Source organism: Photorhabdus sp. HUG-39 (genome assembly GCF_963878365.1).
GTDB classification, from domain to species: Bacteria; Pseudomonadota; Gammaproteobacteria; order Enterobacterales; family Enterobacteriaceae; genus Photorhabdus; species Photorhabdus kayaii.
Map to the genome: position 1 here is coordinate 106,612 of NZ_CAWNWY010000006.1, position 22,482 is coordinate 129,093.

At 40.4% G+C, this 22,482-nt stretch carries 17 protein-coding genes; 3 read left to right on the forward strand and 14 right to left on the reverse strand.

Going from position 1 to position 22,482, the window contains the following annotated elements:
• Nucleotides 1–11: 11 nt before the first annotated feature.
• Nucleotides 12–617, forward strand: coding sequence for an HD domain-containing protein (locus AAC155_RS06360; RefSeq protein WP_113041454.1), 606 nt, complete (start codon nt 12–14; stop codon nt 615–617).
• Between the two features lie 130 nt (nt 618–747).
• Here AAC155_RS06360 and AAC155_RS06365 read toward each other — a convergent pair whose 3' ends face one another.
• The 12 genes from AAC155_RS06365 to AAC155_RS06420 form a co-directional block, all read right to left on the reverse strand.
• On the reverse strand, nt 748–2,121 hold the full coding sequence (locus AAC155_RS06365; RefSeq protein ID WP_158536506.1) for a hypothetical protein: 1,374 nt from the start codon (nt 2,119–2,121) through the stop codon (nt 748–750).
• Between the two features lie 709 nt (nt 2,122–2,830).
• Complete coding sequence (locus tag AAC155_RS06370) at nt 2,831–4,156, reverse strand: collagen-like protein (RefSeq protein WP_113041457.1); 1,326 nt, start codon at nt 4,154–4,156, stop codon at nt 2,831–2,833.
• A gap of 972 nt (nt 4,157–5,128) precedes the next feature.
• Nucleotides 5,129–6,442 carry a hypothetical protein gene (locus tag AAC155_RS06375; RefSeq protein WP_113041458.1) on the reverse strand — a complete coding sequence of 438 codons (1,314 nt, stop codon included), beginning with the start codon at nt 6,440–6,442 and terminating at the stop codon, nt 5,129–5,131.
• A gap of 91 nt (nt 6,443–6,533) precedes the next feature.
• Nucleotides 6,534–6,680 (reverse strand): hypothetical protein, encoded by a 147-nt coding sequence (locus AAC155_RS06380; protein ID WP_158536507.1) that lies wholly within the window; start codon nt 6,678–6,680, stop codon nt 6,534–6,536.
• Nucleotides 6,681–7,119: 439 nt separating this feature from the next.
• A complete protein-coding gene (locus tag AAC155_RS06385; protein ID WP_113041459.1) occupies nt 7,120–8,415 on the reverse strand; it encodes a hypothetical protein in 1,296 nt (431 codons plus the stop codon).
• A gap of 661 nt (nt 8,416–9,076) precedes the next feature.
• On the reverse strand, nt 9,077–10,609 hold the full coding sequence (locus AAC155_RS06390) for an MFS transporter (protein WP_113041460.1): 1,533 nt from the start codon (nt 10,607–10,609) through the stop codon (nt 9,077–9,079).
• Between the two features lie 20 nt (nt 10,610–10,629).
• Nucleotides 10,630–11,517 carry a prephenate dehydrogenase dimerization domain-containing protein gene (locus AAC155_RS06395; protein WP_113041461.1) on the reverse strand — a complete coding sequence of 296 codons (888 nt, stop codon included), beginning with the start codon at nt 11,515–11,517 and terminating at the stop codon, nt 10,630–10,632.
• Complete coding sequence (gene pabB / locus AAC155_RS06400; protein ID WP_113041462.1) at nt 11,514–13,586, reverse strand: aminodeoxychorismate synthase component I; 2,073 nt, start codon at nt 13,584–13,586, stop codon at nt 11,514–11,516. The genes AAC155_RS06395 and pabB overlap by 4 nt, the downstream gene beginning before the upstream one ends.
• Nucleotides 13,567–13,926, reverse strand: coding sequence for a chorismate mutase (locus AAC155_RS06405; protein WP_113041463.1), 360 nt, complete (start codon nt 13,924–13,926; stop codon nt 13,567–13,569). Before AAC155_RS06405 ends, pabB begins: the two co-directional genes overlap by 20 nt.
• A 34-nt stretch (nt 13,927–13,960) precedes the next feature.
• Complete coding sequence (locus tag AAC155_RS06410; RefSeq protein WP_113041464.1) at nt 13,961–15,235, reverse strand: 8-amino-7-oxononanoate synthase family protein; 1,275 nt, start codon at nt 15,233–15,235, stop codon at nt 13,961–13,963.
• 24 nt (nt 15,236–15,259) lie between these two features.
• The gene (locus AAC155_RS06415; RefSeq protein ID WP_113041465.1) at nt 15,260–16,111 is read right to left on the reverse strand and encodes a HemK/PrmC family methyltransferase; all 852 of its coding nucleotides are present in this window, start codon (nt 16,109–16,111) and stop codon (nt 15,260–15,262) included.
• Nucleotides 16,108–17,541, reverse strand: a complete 1,434-nt coding sequence (locus AAC155_RS06420; protein ID WP_113041466.1) for an NAD(P)/FAD-dependent oxidoreductase — start codon at nt 17,539–17,541, stop codon at nt 16,108–16,110. The genes AAC155_RS06415 and AAC155_RS06420 overlap by 4 nt, the downstream gene beginning before the upstream one ends.
• A gap of 1,769 nt (nt 17,542–19,310) precedes the next feature.
• On the opposite strand from AAC155_RS06420, the gene AAC155_RS06425 reads away from it, so the two are divergent.
• Nucleotides 19,311–19,646 carry a hypothetical protein gene (locus AAC155_RS06425; RefSeq protein ID WP_113041467.1) on the forward strand — a complete coding sequence of 112 codons (336 nt, stop codon included), beginning with the start codon at nt 19,311–19,313 and terminating at the stop codon, nt 19,644–19,646.
• Nucleotides 19,647–20,383: 737 nt separating this feature from the next.
• Here the strand turns inward: AAC155_RS06425 and AAC155_RS06430 are convergent.
• The gene (locus AAC155_RS06430; protein ID WP_113041468.1) at nt 20,384–20,674 is read right to left on the reverse strand and encodes a hypothetical protein; all 291 of its coding nucleotides are present in this window, start codon (nt 20,672–20,674) and stop codon (nt 20,384–20,386) included.
• 374 nt (nt 20,675–21,048) lie between these two features.
• Between AAC155_RS06430 and AAC155_RS06435 the strand changes: the two genes are divergently transcribed.
• Nucleotides 21,049–21,597 (forward strand): RNA 2'-phosphotransferase, encoded by a 549-nt coding sequence (locus AAC155_RS06435; RefSeq protein ID WP_113041469.1) that lies wholly within the window; start codon nt 21,049–21,051, stop codon nt 21,595–21,597.
• On the opposite strand, the gene AAC155_RS24400 is transcribed toward AAC155_RS06435, so the two are convergent.
• Nucleotides 21,578–21,976 (reverse strand): DUF6960 family protein, encoded by a 399-nt coding sequence (locus AAC155_RS24400; protein ID WP_113041470.1) that lies wholly within the window; start codon nt 21,974–21,976, stop codon nt 21,578–21,580. The genes AAC155_RS06435 and AAC155_RS24400 overlap by 20 nt on opposite strands.
• Between the last annotated feature and the right edge of the window lie 506 nt (nt 21,977–22,482).

The following is a 22,482-nucleotide window of genomic DNA, read 5'->3' on the forward strand; positions in this document are numbered from 1 at the left end:
ATGAGGTTTATATGTCGTTAGCAGTACCTACCGTTGATTTTGGCCCTTTTACGAATGTCATCGGTTTTTTGATGGAGTTGGATAAGCTGAAAAAAGTTCAGCGGAGAACTAAGTTATTGGATAACCATCGCCAGGAAAATTCAGCCGAACATAGTTGGCATTTTGCTATCGCCGCAATGAGTTTTGCTCCCTATGTAAAAGGGGTAGATATCCAGCGGGTTATTCAAATGGCATTAATTCACGATATTGTAGAAATTGATGCGGGTGATGTAATGGTTTACGATTTGGCAGCCCGTGAAGCCATTCATGAACAGGAAATCAAAGCCGCTGACCGTCTTTTTGGTTTACTCCCTGAACCACAGAAAAATCATTTTATGTCACTTTGGCAAGAGTATGAAGCAGAAGAAAGCCAAGACGCCCGCTTTGCTCTTACACTGGATAGACTAATGCCGATGCTAATGAATCTGTACAATAAAGGGCAGAGTTGGGTAGAAGATGGTATTCGTTTCGAGCAAGTAATTAACCGCAATAAATTCATTGCCGATGTCTATCCTGAATTATGGCAATATCTGCTGCCGCAATTGGAAACCGCACAGAAGAAAGGTTGGTTGAAATAACTCTTCTCGAAAATTTTACACTATAAGTTCAGTGCACAGATTAACCATACGGTGCACTGAGTTAACTACAGACTACAGTTGTTTTGATGAAAACCTTAGATTTCACCTCGATAATCTCACTATCCCTAATCTACTTGTTTCCAAACAGTTCTTTCTCAGAAAACGGCAATATATTTTGGCTCATCTCTCTCAATTTGCCGTTGACATATACCCGCCCATCCTTTCCTTCCCCACCTAACAATCCATTCTTACCCTTTTTACCCGCCTTTCCGGAACAAGCTACATCTTGACTTACGTCTCCACCCTTACCCTGTCTGACATTACCGAGACCACCATCACCGCCTTTCCCTGCATATCCTCCCTTACCGCCAGGTGCTCCCATGCCTGGTGCTGACTGACTAATAATGGATGGGTTACCAGTAGAATAGCTAAAATCTATGTCACCCCCATCTCCACTACAACCTCCATTACCCCCATCCCCTCCATCCCCGCCATCTCCTCCGCACCCGCCAATCGCAGGCTGACACGGTGTGCCAACAGTAACATAATGACTATAATCAGCAACATTACCATAAAAACTACCATACCCCCCATTACCTCCATTACCACCATTACCGCCACGACCACCATTCCCCCCCATGCCACCATCACTACCCGCCGACCACAACTCTATCTGCCCATCCACATTATCACATACGACAGTTAGTCTCGGCCCCTCTCCACCTGGTGCGCCACCCGATCCCTGCGCTCCCGAAGAACCTTTAATTCCATCAGTACCTGATGTAGGGGAAATTAGACAGGTATGTTTATTCTGACGACCAGGTGAACCATCAACGCCATCAGTTCCGCTATTTCCAGTTGCACCAGGAGCACCAATTTCTCCATCAAGCCCTTTACTGATAAAGTGCTGTGGACCGCTTCCAACCCCTTGAATGATATTCGCTTCAATCCTACCGTTGGTGTAGCAAATAATTTTGCCTTCCGGTTCAATGGTTATCTGGTTGTACACCAAGACAACCGGTTCACCAGCGTGTTCTTTATCTTTAATAATCAATGGATTACTGTTAGTAACAGTGATATTTTCGCCACTGAATACCGCAACTTTCATCGGAAAACGCTTAGCATTAAGCATTTCTTCATAATCTTTGACCAAAGCAGAATCACCATAGATATAGGCACGAAAGGCTTTGCACAAATCAATATGATTACCTGGGACATTTGCCAGTCGTTCAGCAGAAAATGGTTCAGGTAATGGATGATATGATTCCATTTTTCCAGGGCCATACCGACTATCAGGAACACCTCCGAGTAACTTCATCTCTTGTATGGTTTGTACCGTAAAAAATGCAGGTGGCACAGTAGACGTTTTCAGATCATTAGAAAATATTACCGGCCCGTCAAAATCCGAGGTCTTAAGTTGCTTTGGCTGTCGTTCCAGACCAAACGGATGATGATTCTGATGTAATATTGCCAAAGTTTCAGCAACTGTTCTTATTTTATCCATGAAAATTCTCCTGAGTTTAAATTTATACATTTAGAATAACTTCATATATCAATTATCCATCTGACCAAGTTCCAGAATCTCTATTGCTATCCCTACTGGTATGTCACCAAATTGAATTTTACCCCTGGCTAATCACCAGATTAGCCATAGCAAAAACATCGACTTTTTCTGGCAAGAAAATATAGGTTCTTCAACAATAGGCATGCCAGAAAAATAATTCCGATGAGAATTAATTATGTAAGTATTTATTCACTTTACAGAAAAAAATTAGATGCAACATTTAAATTACGCAATTTAAAATACTAATGTAAATTCTCACTTTTTCCATTAATTATGGAGAGTTTTTCTGTGATACATCACGATCTTTCAATAGGTACTTATTAAAAATTTCAATTTTACATTTATCTCATGAGGTATTATTATAAAATACAAATAAAAAAATAAATAGGATTGTATTTTTCAAAAATTACCACAAGATAGAAACCTATAGATAATATTGAATAATAAAATCATGAACATAATATACATTTAAGCGTAAAAAAATAATTTTTCTTTACTAGAAGAATATTTTTTTACAAGGTCTAAACCAAATCGTTGCACTATTATAGTAGTCAATCTCACTATCCAATAAGCTAATGCAATACAGGCGAAACCCCGAACTCACTCATTGCCAAATAATTTGTGTTTAGGAAACAAAAATAAACTTTTTTTAATGGCAATCTTGCAACTTGCCGTTAACATATATCTGGCCCACATTTCCTGTTTGCTCTCCTGGCTCTCCTGGCCCTCCATCAATACCCGCCCGACCAAACTCTCCGGTAAGACTCAACGCATTACCTCCATTCCCAATATTAACCCATGAGGAACCACCATCACCGCCTTTCCCTCTCTTTCCGGGCATACCGCCAACTCCCGCAAAACCTAGTGATGCCAAACACTTAATGTGTGGATTGCCTTCGGAATAGCTAAAATAGATGTTCCCTCCATCTCCGCTACGACCTCCATTACCCCCATGTCCTCCATCGCCTCCATTGCCTCCGTTCCCTGCACGCCCAGACTGCTGACATAATGATCCAGTAGTAATATGACGATGATTATAGTCCATAGAATTAACATAACTACCATAACCCCCGTCTCCCCCCTTACCACCAGAGCCACCATGACCGCCATCACCACCATGACCACCATTACCCCCCGCCGACCACAAAGTTACTGTTCCACTCACGTAAGGGCACGCGATAGTGAGTTTCTCCCCCGTTTTACCGGGTTCGCCATCCGATCCATGCGCTCCCGAAGAACCTTTAGTTCCATTAGATCCTGATGAAGGGTTAACTACACAGCTATGTTTATTCTGAAGACCAGGATTACCCTTAGCGCCATCAGCTCCATTGTTTCCATCTGTACCAGTAACACCATGTTTTCCATCTTCCCCTGTACTGGTAAAGTGATATGAGCTCCCTTGAATAACATTCGCTTCAATCCTACCGTTGGTGTAACAAATAACTTTGCCTTCTGGTTCAATGGTTATCTTGTTGTACACCAAGACAACCGGTTCACCATAGCTATCTTTATCTCTAATAATCAACGGATTATCTTCGCTTATAGTGATCTCGTCTCCACTGTAGAACGCAACTTTTATCGGAAAACGCTTAGCATTAAGTATTTCTTCATAATCTTTGACCAAAGCAGAATCACCATAGATATAGGCACTAAAGGCTTTGCACAAATCAATATGATTACCCGGGACATTTGCCAGTCGTTCAGCAGAAAATGGTTCAGGCAACGGATGATGGGGTTCCATTTTTCCAGGGCCATACTGACTGTCAGGTATACCTCCGAGCGCTTTCAACTCTTGTATAGTTTGTACTGTAAAAAATGCCGGCGGCACAGTAGCGGTTTTCAGATCGTTAGAAAATATTACCGGCCCGTCAAAGTCCGAAGTCTTAAGTTGTTTTGGCTGTCGTTCCAGACCAAATGGATGATGATTCTGATGTAATATTGCCAACGTCTCAGCAACCGTTCTTATTTTATTCATAAGAATTCTCCCAAATTTAAATTTATGCATTTAGAATAACTTTATATATCAATTATCCATCTAACCAAGTTCCAAAATCTCTATTGCTATCCCTACCGGTTATGTCACTATACCCGTCATCATTCAAGTTGCCTCTTTGTTGGCTGCACTCGCTCACCCCGGTCACATCGTTATCTATGCTCCCGGGGATTCACTCCCTTGCCGTCGCGATCCATCTTGAAATCCATAGGGTATAAATTGCTAATAGTCAAAATTTTGCCTCTGGCTAATCACCAAATTAGCCATAACGAAAGCACCGATTTTTTCTGGCAAAATATACAGCTACTTCAACAACAGGTAGGCCAGAAAGATAATTCCAACGAGAATTAATTAGGTAAATATTTATTCACTTTACAGAAAGCAATTAAATACGACATTGAAATTACACAATTTAAAATATTAATGTAAATTCTCATTTTTTTCATTAATTATGGAAAATATTTCTGTGATACGTCACTACCTTTTAATAGATACTAATTTCAATTTTATACTTATCTCATGAGGTATTATTATAAAATACAAATAAAAACAATAAGTATAATTGTATTTTCAAAAATTACCATAAGATATATACCCATAGATATTATTGAATAATAAAATTATTAATATAATTTAAATCAAAAGTAGAAAATAATTCTCTTTACAAGAAGAGGATTTTTCCACGAATAAACTCAACCTTTAAATACGCTACATTCTTGACCATCACGAGTTGTGTCGTGAAGACGTTCAAGTTTGATTTTTTGTTCTGATGTAATAAATATTTTCATGGCGAGAATAATGATCTCCATTTCGGATAAAATCAAGCATCTTCAATGATTACGGGTATACAATTAAATATTGCTGGCACAGAAAAATAAGACCGCCAATTATGCAGGCTGGATTCAACTAATAAGTGAATTTTTCAGGAGAGGCGGTCAGTTGCTATACTTCAGCTTATTTATAGTCTTCAAGCCAGTCTAAAGTCTGATTATCACTATGCTGCCGTGCATTACCGTTAACATATATCTTGCCAGAAGTCCCAGCGTTGCCGGATATCCCATCATTACCCGCTTCACCAGATACTCCGGGATGACCATTAGTATTTAATCCTCTACTATTAACACCACCTACCCCACCTGCTCCGCCTATTCCTCCCTTACCACCGCCCCCTCCATTACCGCCATCACCTCTATATGACAGAGCATTAATTACTGGCTGACCCTGAGTGAAATTAATATATATGTTACCACTGTCCCCACCGTTACCCCCATTACCGCCATCCCCTCCATTACCGCCATCCCCTCCCCTTCCTCCATATCCCGCACTACATTTGTTTGTTGCAGCTCCTCCATTTCCACCATTCCCGCCATTACCGCCATTACCGCCATATCCACCCTTTCCACCCTTACCACCTATCGATGCCGCATTGACTACTCCAGTAAAAATGTCAACATTAATAATTACGTCATTTGCACTGCCACCTCTTTTGCCATCCATCCCTTGTGCTCCCGAAGAACCGCCAGTTGCATCAGTACCTGGTGTGGATTTAACAGAGCAACCATGTTTATTCTCTGAACCAATATTACCATTGCTGCCATTAACCCCATTACTTCCCTGCTCACCCTCAAAACCATCGTCTCCATCAGTGCCTTTACTGATAATGCTCTGCTTTTTATCATTATTGCTGTTCCCTACAACAGTATTAGCTTCGATCTTACCATTAGTGCGGTAAATAATTTGACCTCCCGGTTCAATGATTATCTGGTCATATACCAAGACAACGGGTTCGCCATAATCATCTTTATCTTCAACAAGCAATGGTGCATCTGCGGTAACAGTGATTCTTTCGCCAACGTATAACGCAACCTTTATCGGGAAACGCTTAGCATTAAGCATTTCCTCATAATCTTTGACTAAAGCAGAATTACTATACATATAGGCCCTAAAAGCTTTACACAAATCAATATGATAACCCGTGACATTTGCCAGTCGTTCAGCAGAAAATGGTTCAGGTAACGGATGATGAGGCTCCATTTTGCCAGGGCCATACTCACTGTCAGGTACACCGCCGAGTGCCTTCAACTCTTGTATGGTTTGTACCGTAAAAAACGCAGGTGGCACAGTCGCTGTCTTCGGATCGTTAGAAAATATGACCTTGCCGTCAAAATCCGAGGTCTTAAGTTGCTTTGGCTGCCGTTCTACACCGATCAGATGATGATTCTGATGTAATATTGCCAAAGTTTCAGCAACCGTTCTTATTTTATCCATAGATATTTTCTCCAGAGTTTAAATTTATACATTTATACCCGTCATCTTTCAAATTGCCTCTTTGTTGGCTGCACTCACCCCGGTCACATCGTTATCTATACCCGTCATCTTTCAAGTTACCTCTTTGTTGGCTGCACTCACTCACCCCAGTCACATAGTTATCTATGCTCCCGGGGATTCGCTCCCTTGCCGCCGCGATGCATCTTGAAATCCATAGGGTATATACGCATTTCAACAACGGGTATGCCAGAAAAATAATTTCTATAAGAATCAATTAGGCAAGTATTTATCCACGTTACAGAAAGCGATTGAATGCGATATTTAAATGACACAATTTAAAATATTAATGTAATTTCCCACTTTTTTCATTAATTAAAGAGAATATTTCTGTGATACATCACGACCTTTTAATACGTGCTGACTAAATGCTTCAATTTTATATTTGTCTCATTAGGTATTATTAGGAAATACAAATAAAAGATAATAATCATGATTATATTCTTCAAAAATCACATTGAGCAACAGACACTATTGCCATGCCGATAACAATCGCCATTAATTTACCCAGGAACCAATGCAAAATCGGCTTCATACTCAGCACACTTGTAAAACCTGAGTGGCAAAAAACGAAGCCAACCAGCAAGGCCGTCGTTCAAACCCGTCTGATTGCGGTACCACTAGCGATTAAGTTTCCGAGCAGATTCCCGTTCATGACCGTTGACATATATCTTACCGGTGTTACCGTCATCTCCAAATTCTCCGTTAAGACCATCTTTACCATAGGCTCCCTGAAAACCATGTATACCGAGTACTCTGGTACTATTTCCAGGTTCACCCCCTATTCCTCCCCAACCGCCCTTCCCACCTTCCCCACCAAGACCATTAATTGACACAACCTGAAGTACTGGATTACCGTCAGAGTAATTAATATATATGTTACCACTGTCCCCACCTTTACCCCCCCTGCCTCCATTCCCTCCATTCCCTCCATCTCCTCCATTTCCTGCCTCCCCAGCAGGACACCACTTGATTGTTCCATTGCCCCAATTACCTCCATTACCCCCATTACCCCCACGCCCCCCAAGACCGCCTCTTCCACCGTTACCACCGTTACCACCTATCGTTGCCGCATTTACTGTTCCAGTAAGAGATTGACTAGTAGTAATAGTCAGGTCATTCGCATTTCCAGCCGCTGCACCATCCCCCCCTAATCCTCCGACAGAACCGCTGGCTCCATCAGTACCTGATGTGGCGCTAATTAAGCAGCCATTTTTACTATCTTTACCATCTTTACCATCACTGCCATTAGCCCCTTGATTTCCTGGAGCACCATCAAGACCATCGGCACCATTACTGCCTCTATTGACAACATTCTCCTTTCCAGTATTTTCATTCCCTACAATAGTGTTAGCTTCGATTCGACCATTAGTGCGGTAAATAATTTGACCTCCCGGTTCAATGATTATCTGCTCATACACCAAGACAACCGGCTCACCATAATCATCTTTATCTTCAACAACCAATGGATTATCGGAGGAGATAGTCATTTTCTCGCCACTGTATAACGCAACCTTCATCGGGAAGCGCTTAGCATTAAGCATTTCTTCATAATCTTTGACTAAAGCAGAATTACTATAGATATAGGCCCTAAAAGCTTTGCACAGATCAATATGATTACCAGAAACATTTGCCAGTCGTTCAGCAGAAAACGGCTCCGGTAACGGATGATGGGGTTTCATTTTGCCAGGACCGTACTCACTGTCAGGTACACCGCCGAGCGCCTTCAACTCTTGTATGGTTTGTACCGTAAAAAATGCCGGTGGCACAGTCGCTGTTTCTGGATCGTTGGAGAATATTACCTTACCGTCAAAATCCGAGGTCTTTAGTTGCTTTGGCTGCCGTTCTACACCAATCAGATGATGATTCTGATGTAATATTGCCAACGTCTCAGTAACCGTTCTTATTTTATCCATAGATATTCTCCAGAATTTAAATTTATACATTTAGGATAATTTTATATATCAGTTGTTAATTTAACCAAGCTCCAAAGTATCAACTGCTATCACTACCGATTGTGACACTAAATTGCTAATAGCCAGAATATTGCCCCTGGCTAATTACCAGATTAGCCATAGCGGAGACATCGATTTTTTCTGGCAAAAGATATAAGCGATTCAGCAACGGATATGCCAGAAAAATAATTCCTGTGAGAATCAATTAGGCAAATATTTATTCACTTTACAGAAAGCAATTAAATACGACATTGAAATGACACAATTTAAAATATTAATGTAAATTCTCATTTTTTCCATTAATTATGGAAATATTTCTGTGATACGTCACTACCTTTTAATAGATACTAATTTTATACTTATCTCATGAGGTATTATTAGAAAATACAAATAAAAACAATAAGTATAATTGTATTTTCAAAAGTCACCATAAGATATAAATCCATAGATATTATTGAATAATGAAATTATGAATATAATTTAAAAGTAGAAAATAACTCTCTTTACAATAAGAAGATTTCTTACAAATAAACGCTTAAATGACCGATAAAAAAACCTAATGAAACAGGCAATAATTATCACGATGCAGTGCAGCCATTTCCAATGGCTGCACGTCAAACTATCAATACTCAAGCACCTGTTCTTTCTGCGGAGCTTTCAGCAAACGCCAAGCGAGCAATACCACTCCTGCGGTTAATACCACTGTCATCCAGCTCATCATATGAATAGCGCTGGTGAATGATTCCGCCGCCGCTGTCATCAGCTTCTGCCCCTCTGATTCAGCTAATGAATTCGCTACAACGTAAGCTCCCGCTAAAGTCTCTAAAGCTAATCCCGTCTGTTCCTGAGAGATCTCATTTGGTAATTGCAATGTCATACGATAGAAAGCAGTGACCAATCCCCCCAGAATAGTCGTGCCAAGTACAACACCCACTTCATAAGCCGTTTCGCTTATTGATGATGCCGCTCCTGCTTTAGAGGAGGGTACTGACGAAAGTACCAAATCGTTAGACACCGAAGCAATTGCTCCCACACTAATATCTAATAATGCGAAAGCAACAATCAGAGTGACTAAATCACTGCCGATACTCGCTACCAGAAGAAATGCAATACCTGCAACACTCAGCAAAATTGGCACCAGATAATGAGCAGGCACCCGTTGAGCAATAGGCACTATCGCCATACCCATAACAATTGCCATTATTTGTCCGGGAACCAATGCCAGGCTAGCCAAAATCGGCTCCATACCGAGTACAATTTGCAAGACCTGTGTGGCAAAAAAGACAAAACCAACCAGCAATGCCAAACTCAGTAAGTTAACAATAATCGAACCAGTGAACATACCATTGCGGAACAGGGAAAGATCCATCAACGGCACAGGCAGATGCTGTTGTCGGCGAACAAATAGTACGCCAGCAATAAGGCCAACCGACAGTTCGAGTATTACACTGATTTCAAACCCATCACTAGCAAGGTGTTTAATCGCGTAAACAATACCAACCATAGCAACGATCGATAACAGAACGCTATACACATCGATAATGCCCGTCTGTTTTTTATCGGACTCTGGCAATAACATCGGTCCGAAGATCAACAATGGCACTAATACCGGTACTGCCAATAGAAAAATTGAACTCCAATCGAAGAATTGTAATAGAACACCACCCACTACAGGACCTACGGCCGAACCAATAGTTAATGTTGTCGCCCAGATAGCAACAGCCAATCGACGCTGTTCACGATCCTCAAAAAGAACGCTGATCAAAGCCAAAGTTGAAGGCATCAGCATCGCACCAAAAAATCCAAGTACGGCTCGCCCTAAAATCAATTGCTCAGGTGAAGTTGACAGTGCCGTGAACACCGAAATAACCGTGAATCCCAAAGATCCAAATAACAGTAATGAACGATGACCAACACGATCACCAATACTTCCCATTGATACCAGCAAACCTGCCAATGCCAATGAATAAGCATCAATTATCCATAATTGCTGGCTTGCACTCGGTCCCAGAGCTTCAGCTATTTTTGGTAAAGCAAAACTTAAGATCGTATTGTCCACAGTCACTAGCAATACTGGTAACATCAATATCAGTAATCCCAGCCAATTTCTGAGTCCTGCCCGCCCGTTAGCCTCAGCAACTCTATTTAACGACATCCCCTCAACTCCTTTCCATATCATTCAAGCGTTGAAAAAATATGCTGGCAATCAGCAGCACTGATATCAAGCTGTTCCCCCAGTTGTTGCGCAATATCTCTGAGGTTATAACCAAATTCAGTTTGATCGCCAACCTGTACTATCGAATCTAACTGTTGTATGGCATGTAGCAACTCCCGACGCGGTTCGGCAGCCATCGGATTTTCATATTGAACGTCCCAGTACACTTCTATTGGATTGCGTAAGATCCTTGATAATAACGCCAACATTGTACGCATGGGCGGTGGCGCAATAGTTGCCAAGGTACGAATATCTAACGGACTTTTCGCCAACACCAAGCCAAAAATCAGTATCGCGGCATGGGGCAAAGCCTGACAAAGCGCCATAACCCGATCGTGTTCCTCCGGCATCATCCTACTGATACGCATATCAGCCTGCATCAATACCTGCTCAATCCAATGTTCACTAACATGACAGTTATCGAGAATGACTGCAACTGGCCTTTTTTGCTCCGGCAAAGATGGCGAGAACATCGGGTTAACACCCATGAAAGGCTGCCCGGGAGCGGCAGTTCTTAATACAGAATAGAAAGGGGCCTGAACTGAACAGGTTGACACGATCTGTACATCATCACCAATAGCAGATAACACCCAAGGCAACGCTTGTATGGCAACCGCTTCCGGTAAGGCAAAGACTACCGCCTTTGCCCCACTAAAAACCGCTTCAGCATCAACAGCCGGATTTAAGATATCAATCTGATAATAATGAGAATGATCGTGATGAGAACGCACTCCCTGCGTTCGTTTGTCAACACTGTATACAATGTGACCACAGCGAGTAAAAAGGCGCTCTAATAAAGAACCAATAGCACCTTGCCCACCAAGAATGACCACTTTATGGTTACTCACACATTTCCTCCGCCAATATGGCTAAAACTGAAATATGGCACGCTAGCTTTGACCAATGTCTCTTCAAATTCGCCATAAGGATCAGAGTGAGCAACAATTGCACCCCCAATGCCAAATTCAGCACACTCTTGATGTAACACAGCCGTACGTATCACAATGCTCAATTCCACTTCACCGCTGAAAGACAACCATCCAAGCGCGCCGGAATAAACACCACGTGCCGATGACTCCAACGTGTCAATAATCTCCATCGTGCGCTTCTTCGGCGCTCCGGTCATTGATCCTCCAGGAAAACATGCCCGGATAGCTTCCATCGATGACGTTTCTTCACATAACTCACCACGTATGGTTGAAACCAATTGATGTACAGAAGAGAAACTCTCAACTTTAAATAATTCAGGTACATGCACACTGCCTGGACGACATACCTGATTAAGATCATGGCGCACCAAGTCCACTATCATCAGATTTTCTGCTCTGTCCTTAGTGGACTGACTCAATTCCATCCGCAAACACTGATCATCCGCTGCCGTTTTTCCTCGTGGCCGGGTCCCCTTAATCGGCCTGGATTCAATATTTCTGGCCTCATCAATACGTAAAAACGTTTCTGGTGATGCGCTGAGTACAAAAAAATCTCCACAGGCTAAATAAGCGCCATAAGGTACAGGGCTGGCATGACGCATACGCCGATAAGCGTCCAATGGATGCCCTGAATAAGTCATCTTTGCCCTATTCGTCAGACAGATTTCATAGGACTCACCATCTGTGATGTATTGGAGTGATTTATGGATTCTATCCATATACTTCTCAGCGCCATATTCCAGACAAATTTTATTCTGATCGATAGCTCCGGGAATAAAATCAGGTATCACTTCACCGGTATTTTTTGCAATGGTCACTAAAAGTTCCGGTGACCAATTATGTGGCTGCCCTATCGGTGTGATAAAACATTCATAAAGTTTATTCTGCTGATGATCGAAGACAAAAAAATGCGGAGTAAATATTAAGCTGGCATCAGGATATTCTGAGCAGTATTTGTTGCTGCCAATTGTCAGCGCCTTTAATTCATATCCTAAATAGCCAACAAATCCGCCTTTAAATACAAATGGCATCGATTTTGGTGTCAAAATTTCCACCCTATCAAGCAACTCAGACATCTGTGAGAAAAAATCTCCCTGAATAACCCTCTCGCCATCAGGACCGGTTAAACGCAAACTCTCCGTCTGTACACAGTATTCAAGCCTGATAGCGCCCTGTTCATTACCGCTTCCAATAATTGAGAAGCGGGCATTGGGTCTATCAGAATTTTCACTATCAAGCCAGAAAGCATGTGTATCATTGCCATAGCGTTGAATGAACAAGGATTCAGGATCGACTATCTCCTTACACTCCCGATAATTCAGGTTAAGATATTGTCTTCCACCTACTGCAAGATAGGCATCATTGATATCAGTACATATATTCTGAGCGGTAACTTCCTGTTCGTTATTCTCTTTATACGTCTCCGCTATCCGCACGAAATTACTAAGTAGCTCACGCCCATATTCAGAATCAATCGATTCAGGATGAAATTGAACCCCCCAGATTGGCCTTTCAGTGTGCTCAATTGCCATGATTAAGCCATCATCAGTCCAGGCAGTACATTTTAGACTGTCAGGCAACCGGGTACATACCAACGAGTGATATCTGACCACTTCAAACTGTTCAGGCAAACCAAGGAATAATCCTTCTCCGGTGTTCCTGATACGACTGCGATAGCCATGTACCGGATTGGGGGCATGTTCTACAAAGCCGCCAAATGCCAGGCAAATACCCTGATGACCGAGGCAAATACCTAACAGTGGCACTTTGGCACGTGCAATAACCTCAGCACAGACCCCAAAATCACTGCTTTCAGCCGGATGTCCTGGCCCTGGAGAAAGGACTACCGCATCATATTCGTCTATCGTTAACTCTTCATAAGTCAAAGAATTGGTGACTACGGATGGCACACTGCCCGTTACTTCATACAGATATTGAGCAATGTTTTGCGTAAAGGAATCATAATTATCAATGAGCAGTATTTTCATTATTTTTTACTTTCTCGTGTAATAACTGGTCAATCAGCTCTTCTTCTCGACGGCAAGTCTCTTCGATAACTAGTTGAAATATTGATTCAATATATTCAGGCCGTAACCCAAAATCTGTTGATTTATCCCGCAACATATTCAATAACGAGGTAATACGTTGTGGCTGCATCATCGGAATATCCTGTTCCGCTTTTATCTCAGCGATTTTCATGCAAACTTTCATACGTTCAGAAAGCAGTGCCAAAATCTGCATATTAATAACATCCAGAGATTCCCTGTAAGGTTGTAATATGTCCTGTTTATTTATTATTGCTTGAGTCATATGTTTGATCTTCGTCACTGATTTATTTCATTTATCGGTAAGCTGGTGTCATTTATACCTGTGGAACTACAGCCTGTGGCTCAACCCAATTCAGTCCTTTTTCCCTTATTTCAAATAAAGTATTTGCTAGCTGCTTGATTTCACCTGCCTTATGCTCACTAGAGAAAGCAAAGCGCAACATTGCGTTGCCATCCGGGACCAGTGGATAAAATACTGGGAATAATAAGATGCCATTGTCACGCAGCAAACGAGCAGCTTCAAGCCCTTCCGCTTCATTTTCGAATAAAGCGCCGCGAACGGGAGATTGCACACCCGCATTCATCAAACTGTTCTCCATCAGAGAATCAAACAGATTGATGTTTTTCCATAACTGTTCCTGCCGGATTTCTATCTCAAGGCTGAGATGAAGTCTTGCAGAGGCAACGTTAGCGGCCAACATCGGCACCATAATCGAATGACCAAAAACCAGAGGATTCGCTAAAGTACTAATCACTTCGACATCATCGGCACCTGCAACCACCACAAAACCCCCGGCACCACCAAAGGCTTTGGATAATGAACCGGCAAGTATGAGGTTGGATGGCAAAATATGGTCAAGTGCGGCAAAAGCATAACCCGCACCATGACGTCCCATAATGGAAATACCATGAGCATCATCTACATAGACATAGCCTCCAGCAGCGGCCAATTGTCGCGTTAATTCCGCAACCGGAATTAAACCATTCATTGAACCAATACCATCAATCAGCAGGACAGGTGTACGCTGATTCTCCTTACAGTTCTGCAAAGCTTGCTGTACTGACTGTGCATCAACACTATCAACCCGCGATACTGGTCCGAACTGTTCGAGAATACCGCGTAATACCTGCATAGAGGCATGAGCAGTTTTATCCATCAACCAATGTACCGGCCGGGAAAGAGGATAGTTAGGTAGAGAGCCACTCCCCAATAACGGCAATACACCAAGATGAACATTACTGGTGGAAGTAAACACCGCAACGGCACCACCCTGATAAATCTCTTCCAGCAGTTTCTCCAATTGCCCCAAATATTGTGGGCGCATCGCACCACGGGACGATGACAAATGTATCCCTGTGCGGGACATTGCCTGATTTGCCGCTTCAATTAAGGCAGGATGATGTTCTAATCCCAAATAAGAGCAGGAAACAAATTCAGTAAAGACTTTTCCTTCCTCTGTAATAACTTGCTTACCTTGACGCTCAACTACAGTGAAACTGGTCAAACCTTCGTCGATAGCTTGCGCTAAGGCGCCGGTTGTCCGTGACCGGCGAATTGTCATCCAGTCCTGCTTGTGTTTTACATTCATTATCTAGACTCCAACTGTCTAAGTTCAAATGAGCTTACAACCAACAGTGATTACCGAACTGCCTGTTGTATCAGAAATATCTTCATCGATAATGGTTCGTACCGAGGAGAAGCCAGACGCTGAAAATAATGTTCTGACACACTCTCCCTGGTTTTCACCATGTTCAATAATTAACCAACCTTCTGATTGCAGTAGCTGTTTAGCTTGTTTGATAATCAACCGCGTTAAGTCAAGCCCATCATCTCCCGAATACACCGACGCATAAGGATGATGCTTCTCCCATTCCGGCAATATTTCCTGCTGTTCCGGCACATAAGGTGGATTAGCCACAATCAACGCCACCGATCCATTAAATTGAGAAAATGCTTGCCAATCCCGTAAATCTGCTTTTAATGCATCGGCTTTAATCGCCCAATTCGCCAACCGATAGATATTGCGTGTCAGGTATTGAAAAGCCACATCATCATATTCGACGCAAGTGACCTTTAAATCCGGGCGACGTTTAGCAATAGCTAAACCGATAGCACCACTACCGGAGCATAAATCCAGAACCACTGCCCCCGGAGGTGTTTGATATTCATTCTCCAGCCATTTATGAATAACTTGACTATGAGGGCGCGGGATAAATACCCCGGTCCCCACCGTCAGAGGCAATCCATCAAAATCCACAGTACCGACAATATGCCCAAGAGGGACCCGGTTACAGCGTTCATGAACCGCAAGCATAAATTCATCACGGGCGCGATCTTTACAACGCCTTTCCAGATAACGGTCAATCAGGCACGTGAGATCGGTTTCCACATCCCAAACGCCGGCCTCTGACAGTAACTCTCTGGCTTTATCAATAACAACTTGATCTTTCAGCGAAAAACTCATGACCATGCCTCATAATAACTACGTAACCGTTCACGCATGGATTCATAAATATGAGAGAAAGCAACCAACTCTGGCGGTGGCGTGAATTGAGGGTGAAGAGACTCAATTAAATTCTGATAATTGCGCATCATCCCTTCATTCAGCAGTGGCAGCCAGTAAGGTTTGATATCCCAACGATATTCGTAACCGGTAGCAAACATTTGTTGGGTAGTTTCTTTAGCCATCACGTCACGGGAGAAACCGACCAACGGAGGACGAACGGGATTGAAATCATCAAGATTAATGAGTGTATTTTCTACTCCCGTCAAAGCATTAGCCACATAATCCGCTAATAACGGTGATTGATGTAAGCCATCACGGTAAGTTCCGGTAGCCAACCAAAGACCATTTACGCCACATTCGCCAATCAGCGGGAACCCATCAGCAGGAATTGGCCGGTTACCAACCTGAATTGAGAGGATCTCAGCATCATGTAAGTTAATATCCAACTGATCTAACGCACAATCCAACAAGAACTGCACATCAGAAATCAATGCCTGACTGCGTGGTTTTTCAGACAGAATATTGGTGGCGCCAAGATACAGCACACCATCACCACGTGGCACACAATGCAGCCCGCAAGCAAATGCCCGGTTAGGGGTACGGATGACTGAGGTCGGCAATTCTCTGCCTTTCGGCATCTTGACCAGAATGGATACCCCATAACCGGCAAAGATTGGCGGAATTAGACGAACAACTGAAGGTATATTTGATAACAGATCCAACGAGTGTGCACCGGCAGCCACGACGACCTTATCTGCCATTAAACGTTCGCCACTGAGCAATTCGACACCAGTAGCTAACCCCTCTTCAATCAGCACACACTTAACATTCTCTTCTTTAAGACATCCACCTTCAGCCACAAATGCCGCATCCAGCTTTTCCAGCAATAAATGCGAGTTCAGCGCATGCTCATCAGGGATATACAAAGCACGCAGCGGACGCACTAAATCGTTGGGCTTTAACCACTCAATTTCACGCGGATCAACGGTTTCATAAGGCGCCGCATAATCGTTCAGGGTTTGTTCGATAGCGTCATAATTGATAGTGTCAATCTCTTCCATCCCGGCAGTGTTCAGTATCACGTGAGTGCCTTTAGCAGTGAACAGCGATCGGGTATCACCGGAAGCGTCAGCTAACCGTTGCGCCCAAGCCGGCCAAAGCTCTTTGGAAATACAATCCATATTCAATTTCAACTTACCGTGTTCACTCGCTAATAAGCCACTGGTAATTTCGCCAAAACACCCATTCATTGCACCCGCCGCTTTGGAAGCAGCATTGGTTCGATCAGTCTCTCCAACCCTACAAACCGAAAGATTTCTGCTTGCCAGCTCATAGGCGATTGAACCTGCAATTGCCCCTGAACCAACGACAATAAAGTCATATTTCACTTATTTACTCCTATATGGCCTGCGGCCAATTTATTTTAAATATGTTGTCAACAACGACGAAAAAAATAATTACCGACCTCTTATAGTGAAAATATTTTTACTGATTTACATCAATTATAAAAAAATAACTATGTATTCATCAGTAATTAAAATGACGAATCACTCTCAGATTTACACTAAATTTAAAAACAAATATGCAATAACAAATTATCACGTTAGAAATAGTTTCCATTTATTATCAATAAAATATAATCACCCATATTAATTAATTTATGAAAATTAAAATTCATAATAAAAACAACAAATTGAAAAACATCACAAAATGCTATTTATATTGAATGTATATAATAACTAAAGATATTATTATATTTGAAATAACATCCGCAAATCAGGAAAGAACAATAGTCATCAAATACAAAACTGTCAAATAAATTTAGTCTTATATTATAAACAAAAAAATCATATAAATATTTTCAGTACAAAATAAAAACAATTTATTTTTAAATTGTTACGGGGAACAATATTCTAAATGCCTTTTATTCTTCAATAAAAAAACAAAAATTCTCAAGAAAGGTGTTTTTTTAAATTTATATTTTCCATCAACGTTCACTAATATATACCCTATGGATTTCAAGATGCATCGCGACGGCAAGGGAGAGAATCCCCGGGAGCATAGATAACTATGTGACCGGGGTGAGCGAGTGCAGCCAACAAAGAGGCAACTTGAAAGATGACGGGTATAGATGAATAAACACATAAGTTATTATATCTTTATTGACTATAATATTGGTGATTATTTATGATCACCATGAACGTGCTGAACATGCACATTTCAGATTATTGACTCCAACGATCCAATTTGCTCAGGTTAAATCATATGGATTGCCATTTTTCATTCCATTTGAAAGCAAATGGTTGTAGTAGTTTTCACTCATTAAGATAATGATTAACCACATCTTTATTCCAAGGTGATAAAACAGGTGTTAAGAAAATCCGTTTTTATCTGTCAGTGTGGTTTTAAAATCAGGAAAAAAGAACAAGCACATTATGTTTTTAACATTATTCACTTTCTCTTTTTACTTTCATTTCCCTTTTTTAGCGATCGTAAACACCTTTTTGTCGACAATGATTTAACTAAGGATTAAAAAAATCAGCACATTATTAATGCCCGTTTTTAAAAGGTACAGCGTGATTTTAAAAAGCTTATCTATACCCTATGGATTTCAAGTTGCATCACGACGGCAAGGGAACGAATCCCCGGGAGCATAGATAACTATGTGACCGGGGTGAGTGAGTGCAGCCAACAAAGAGGCAGCTTGAAAGATGACGGGTATATTGTCATATTTAATATGTATCTATAGGTGATATTATTCTTCGCTTACTTTACATTTAATTAATCTGCCATGATTGTTTAAAAGTGAGAATAAAGAGGAATTAAATCTTTTATATAAAAGGTAGATTTAACTCAATAAGTAAAGTTTTTTAATAGAACAGTTAATTACATTTAATCGAAACCCATCAGTCGTTAATAGAGAGTTAAAAAGAAATCAGCAAGTAAAAGAATATTATTCATACAGTCTGATATTCAATAACTTTATTCCCATCATTTTACGCAGCAGACCATCAAAATAATGTCATAAAAAATGGGTAAAACAGGTTAATTTGGCAGAATTTAAATCCTGAAAAAAGCGTGATTATTCGAAAGAGTATCTTTACATCATCAAGCTATTTACCGGCTGATTTATAAAGATAAAAAGCGAGTGTGATTAATGTTTTTTAAACATAAAACACAATATGCCATGATGATTAAGCGTAACAAAAAAACAGGCGGAAAAAGGGTTTTACAGGTTTTACAGGTTTTACAGGTTTTACAGGTTTTACAGGTTTTACAGGTTTTACAGGTTTTACAGGTTTTACAGGTTTTACAGGTTTTACAGGTTTTACAGGTTTTACAGGTTTTACAGGTTTTACAGGTTTTACAGGTTTTACAGGTTTTACAGGTTTTACAGGTTAAAACTATCGTTAAAACTATCGTTAAAACTATCGTTAAAACTTTATACCGATTAACCCAAGAGTTAAGACAATATTTTTTAACAATGGTCTAAAACCTGCCTATTATAAAGCTATCAGTAAAAAATGAAAAACAAAATTTGATTTTATTAATGCTTATGTCTCCTGGAGAAAACGGATAAATAAAAACATGAATAGTTTAATAAAATAATCTTTTTTCCAAAAGGAATCGCCTTTAATAACGCCTTAAACCAAGGAATAAACTTTTTCATAAACCAATTAAATCATCAATCATGAAAAATCTGAATAACAACCCCCTTAAATAAATGATTTAACGGCATACGAATTAAATTACTTTCAGCGTTATTATTTTATATTTATTATACAAAACCGTGATAGTTTAAACCAGCTTTACACTGCTTTAACCCATCTAATAACATCTCTTTTTTACTGTTTGATTTAAACCATTTCTCTTTTTATACTGTCAATGTGATTTAACGCTAAAATAAATTTAATATCATTATTTTTCCGAGATATTTTCACTCGCTGTTAATGGTTAAACACCTGTCTAACCGTTATCATATTTCTGACTTATTAACCCTCAAAACTTTTAACCTTTGTTGATAGAATAAAACGTTATTAAGCATTAAAGAAAAGCTAATTAACCAATAACACGTTATTAAAGTTTTAGACGATTTAAGAATATTCTTTATTTTTATAATCAAAGCAATCGAAGCTTTACTGCCGATAGCACCACCAATAGTGAACTGTACCTTAATCAGTTGGTGTCTAACTTTTGGGGTGCAGTTAACTAACAATCAGGGATTAGTAATCATTGCTGATATACTACTTCATAGTCATTGTTCAATTCAGTTTGTAGCTTTTCTCGCAGATATTGACCTTTCTCCTTAAAGACTATTTCTGCTTCTGGGGTTGAAAATCCAGAACTTAAGGGATCATCCAAATTTAATGTTTCATCATATTGTTTAAACCAATTATTTAATTCTTCTTTAAGAGAATCACTAATTGGTAAAACATCAGGATCAATATTCCCAACCTCATCATCTGAATCAAGCCATAATGGATAATAATCGTAATCAGCCATTAATTTTATTCTTTTCATATATTATTTACTCCCTGCTGGATTAACACCAACAATAAAGCCATTACTGCCAGTAGTCACCGCTATTCGTTGTTTTTGTCCATTGATTGTAATTTCATAAATCGGACGTCCAGTACCTTTTCCTTGATAACCGACAATCTTTCCTTTAGAAACAGCATCGATAACTATATTTGGTATGATGTGGGATTTTTGGCGGCGTTGACGGCACTAGTTGCATAAAAATATTGTTTATCACCATCATTAATCGGAAAATATTTCTGGGCAGAGAACATTAAATCCCGGCGGCGTTAACCGAGAAGTTCTCCTAAGTCGATGTTAATCTGGCAATCATTCGGGGAGCAGTTTATCTGATGGATCGGGGTAAAGGAAAAAGTATGAGTAAACAATTTGATAAAACAAGTAAATTTTTAAGCTACATTTTACGGCATCAACCCGAAGCGATAAAGCTAACGCTTGAGCAAGACGGCTGGGTTAATATTGATAAACTAATATCCCATGCTAATCAACATGGTGAATCACTTAATAAGGAACTCATCGAACAAATTGTTGCTACCAGTGATAAGAAACGTTTTACGATTTCGGAAGATGGAGTAAAAATTCGCGCAGCACAAGGTCATTCAACTCAGCAAGTTCAGATTAAACATGTTGAACAGACACCGCCTGAGTTTTTATATCATGGTACAACAACACGGTTTCTTGATTCTATTAAAACTCAAGGACTGGTTACAGGCTCTCGTCATTATGTCCACTTATCCAATGACGAACAGACAGCTATATCAGTTGGTCAAAGACACGGTAAACCAGTTGTACTTAAAATAAAAGCCCTGTTGATGTCTCAACAAGGCTTTAAGTTCTATTTAGCTGACAATGGCGTTTGGCTGACGAAGGAAGTTCCTGCTGAGTTTATTCTTGAACTGGAATAAGTTCATCTTCCGCATAGCGTCTGGATGATTTTTTACCATTAAAAGATAAATAGTAGATTGGCTCATCATTTTTATGATGCCACCCTATATTTAATATAGTACCTCTTTTATCTGGCGAAGAGACAACTTTTACGTTGTCTCCCACCATAAAATAAACCTCTCTGACTGGTTTAAACAAATCAAGTTTAACTCTAAAAGAATAATCCCCATAATTTAATCGAATAAACTCCCCACATTGTTCTGAACAATAGAAAACTTTTCCATGCAAAATAAGTTTTCTTACACATTCTAAATCATCTGGGTAGATCAAATTAACATCATCCTCATCAAACCAAGGATATAGTCCCCACGTGCCTTTTAAATCTGAACTATTTATCATATACCCGTTATCTTTCAAGTTGCCTCTTTGTTGGCTGCACTCACTCACCCCGGTCACATAGTTATCTATGCTCCCGGGGATTCGCTCCCTTGCCGTCGCGATCCATCTTGAAATCCATAGGGTATATAGTTTATACCCCTGAAAATCTTTACTAAAATATTTATCTGGTAATTTACCAAAAGCATTTTTAACAGCATCTAAAGAACCTGAACTTGGTTTATAATGACCCGAAGCATTATCTATAGAGTAAATTTTACCTGCCCTAATTTCGACTATTCCAGCTCCTAAAACCAATGGATCTTTACCACCAATTAAAGTTGGATGTGGCATTCTCTCACCACTACGAGTACCAATAATTACATTCCCTTTTTGGTCAACAACATACATAAATTGACCATTCATATTTTTGCTACCAATTCTTCCTGAATCGGTTAAAAGCCCTGTTATATTCTGAGCTGTAGGATTATTTTTATAAATACCATCAACTAAAACACCACCTGCTTCAT

Bases quoted from the DNA above. Each gene is read 5' to 3' on its own strand.
- AAC155_RS06360 (WP_113041454.1), top strand. From the start codon at position 12: ATGTCGTTAGCAGTACCTACCGTTGATTTTGGCCCTTTTACGAATGTC.
- AAC155_RS06365 (WP_158536506.1), bottom strand. From the start codon at position 2,121: ATGGATAAAATAAGAACAGTTGCTGAAACTTTGGCAATATTACATCAG.
- AAC155_RS06370 (WP_113041457.1), bottom strand. From the start codon at position 4,156: ATGAATAAAATAAGAACGGTTGCTGAGACGTTGGCAATATTACATCAG.
- AAC155_RS06375 (WP_113041458.1), bottom strand. From the start codon at position 6,442: ATGGATAAAATAAGAACGGTTGCTGAAACTTTGGCAATATTACATCAG.
- AAC155_RS06385 (WP_113041459.1), bottom strand. From the start codon at position 8,415: ATGGATAAAATAAGAACGGTTACTGAGACGTTGGCAATATTACATCAG.
- AAC155_RS06390 (WP_113041460.1), bottom strand. From the start codon at position 10,609: ATGTCGTTAAATAGAGTTGCTGAGGCTAACGGGCGGGCAGGACTCAGA.
- pabB (WP_113041462.1), bottom strand. From the start codon at position 13,586: ATGAAAATACTGCTCATTGATAATTATGATTCCTTTACGCAAAACATT.
- AAC155_RS06410 (WP_113041464.1), bottom strand. From the start codon at position 15,235: ATGAATGTAAAACACAAGCAGGACTGGATGACAATTCGCCGGTCACGG.
- AAC155_RS06415 (WP_113041465.1), bottom strand. From the start codon at position 16,111: ATGAGTTTTTCGCTGAAAGATCAAGTTGTTATTGATAAAGCCAGAGAG.
- AAC155_RS06425 (WP_113041467.1), top strand. From the start codon at position 19,311: ATGTTTTTTAAACATAAAACACAATATGCCATGATGATTAAGCGTAAC.
- AAC155_RS06430 (WP_113041468.1), bottom strand. From the start codon at position 20,674: ATGAAAAGAATAAAATTAATGGCTGATTACGATTATTATCCATTATGG.
- AAC155_RS06435 (WP_113041469.1), top strand. From the start codon at position 21,049: ATGAGTAAACAATTTGATAAAACAAGTAAATTTTTAAGCTACATTTTA.
- AAC155_RS24400 (WP_113041470.1), bottom strand. From the start codon at position 21,976: ATGATAAATAGTTCAGATTTAAAAGGCACGTGGGGACTATATCCTTGG.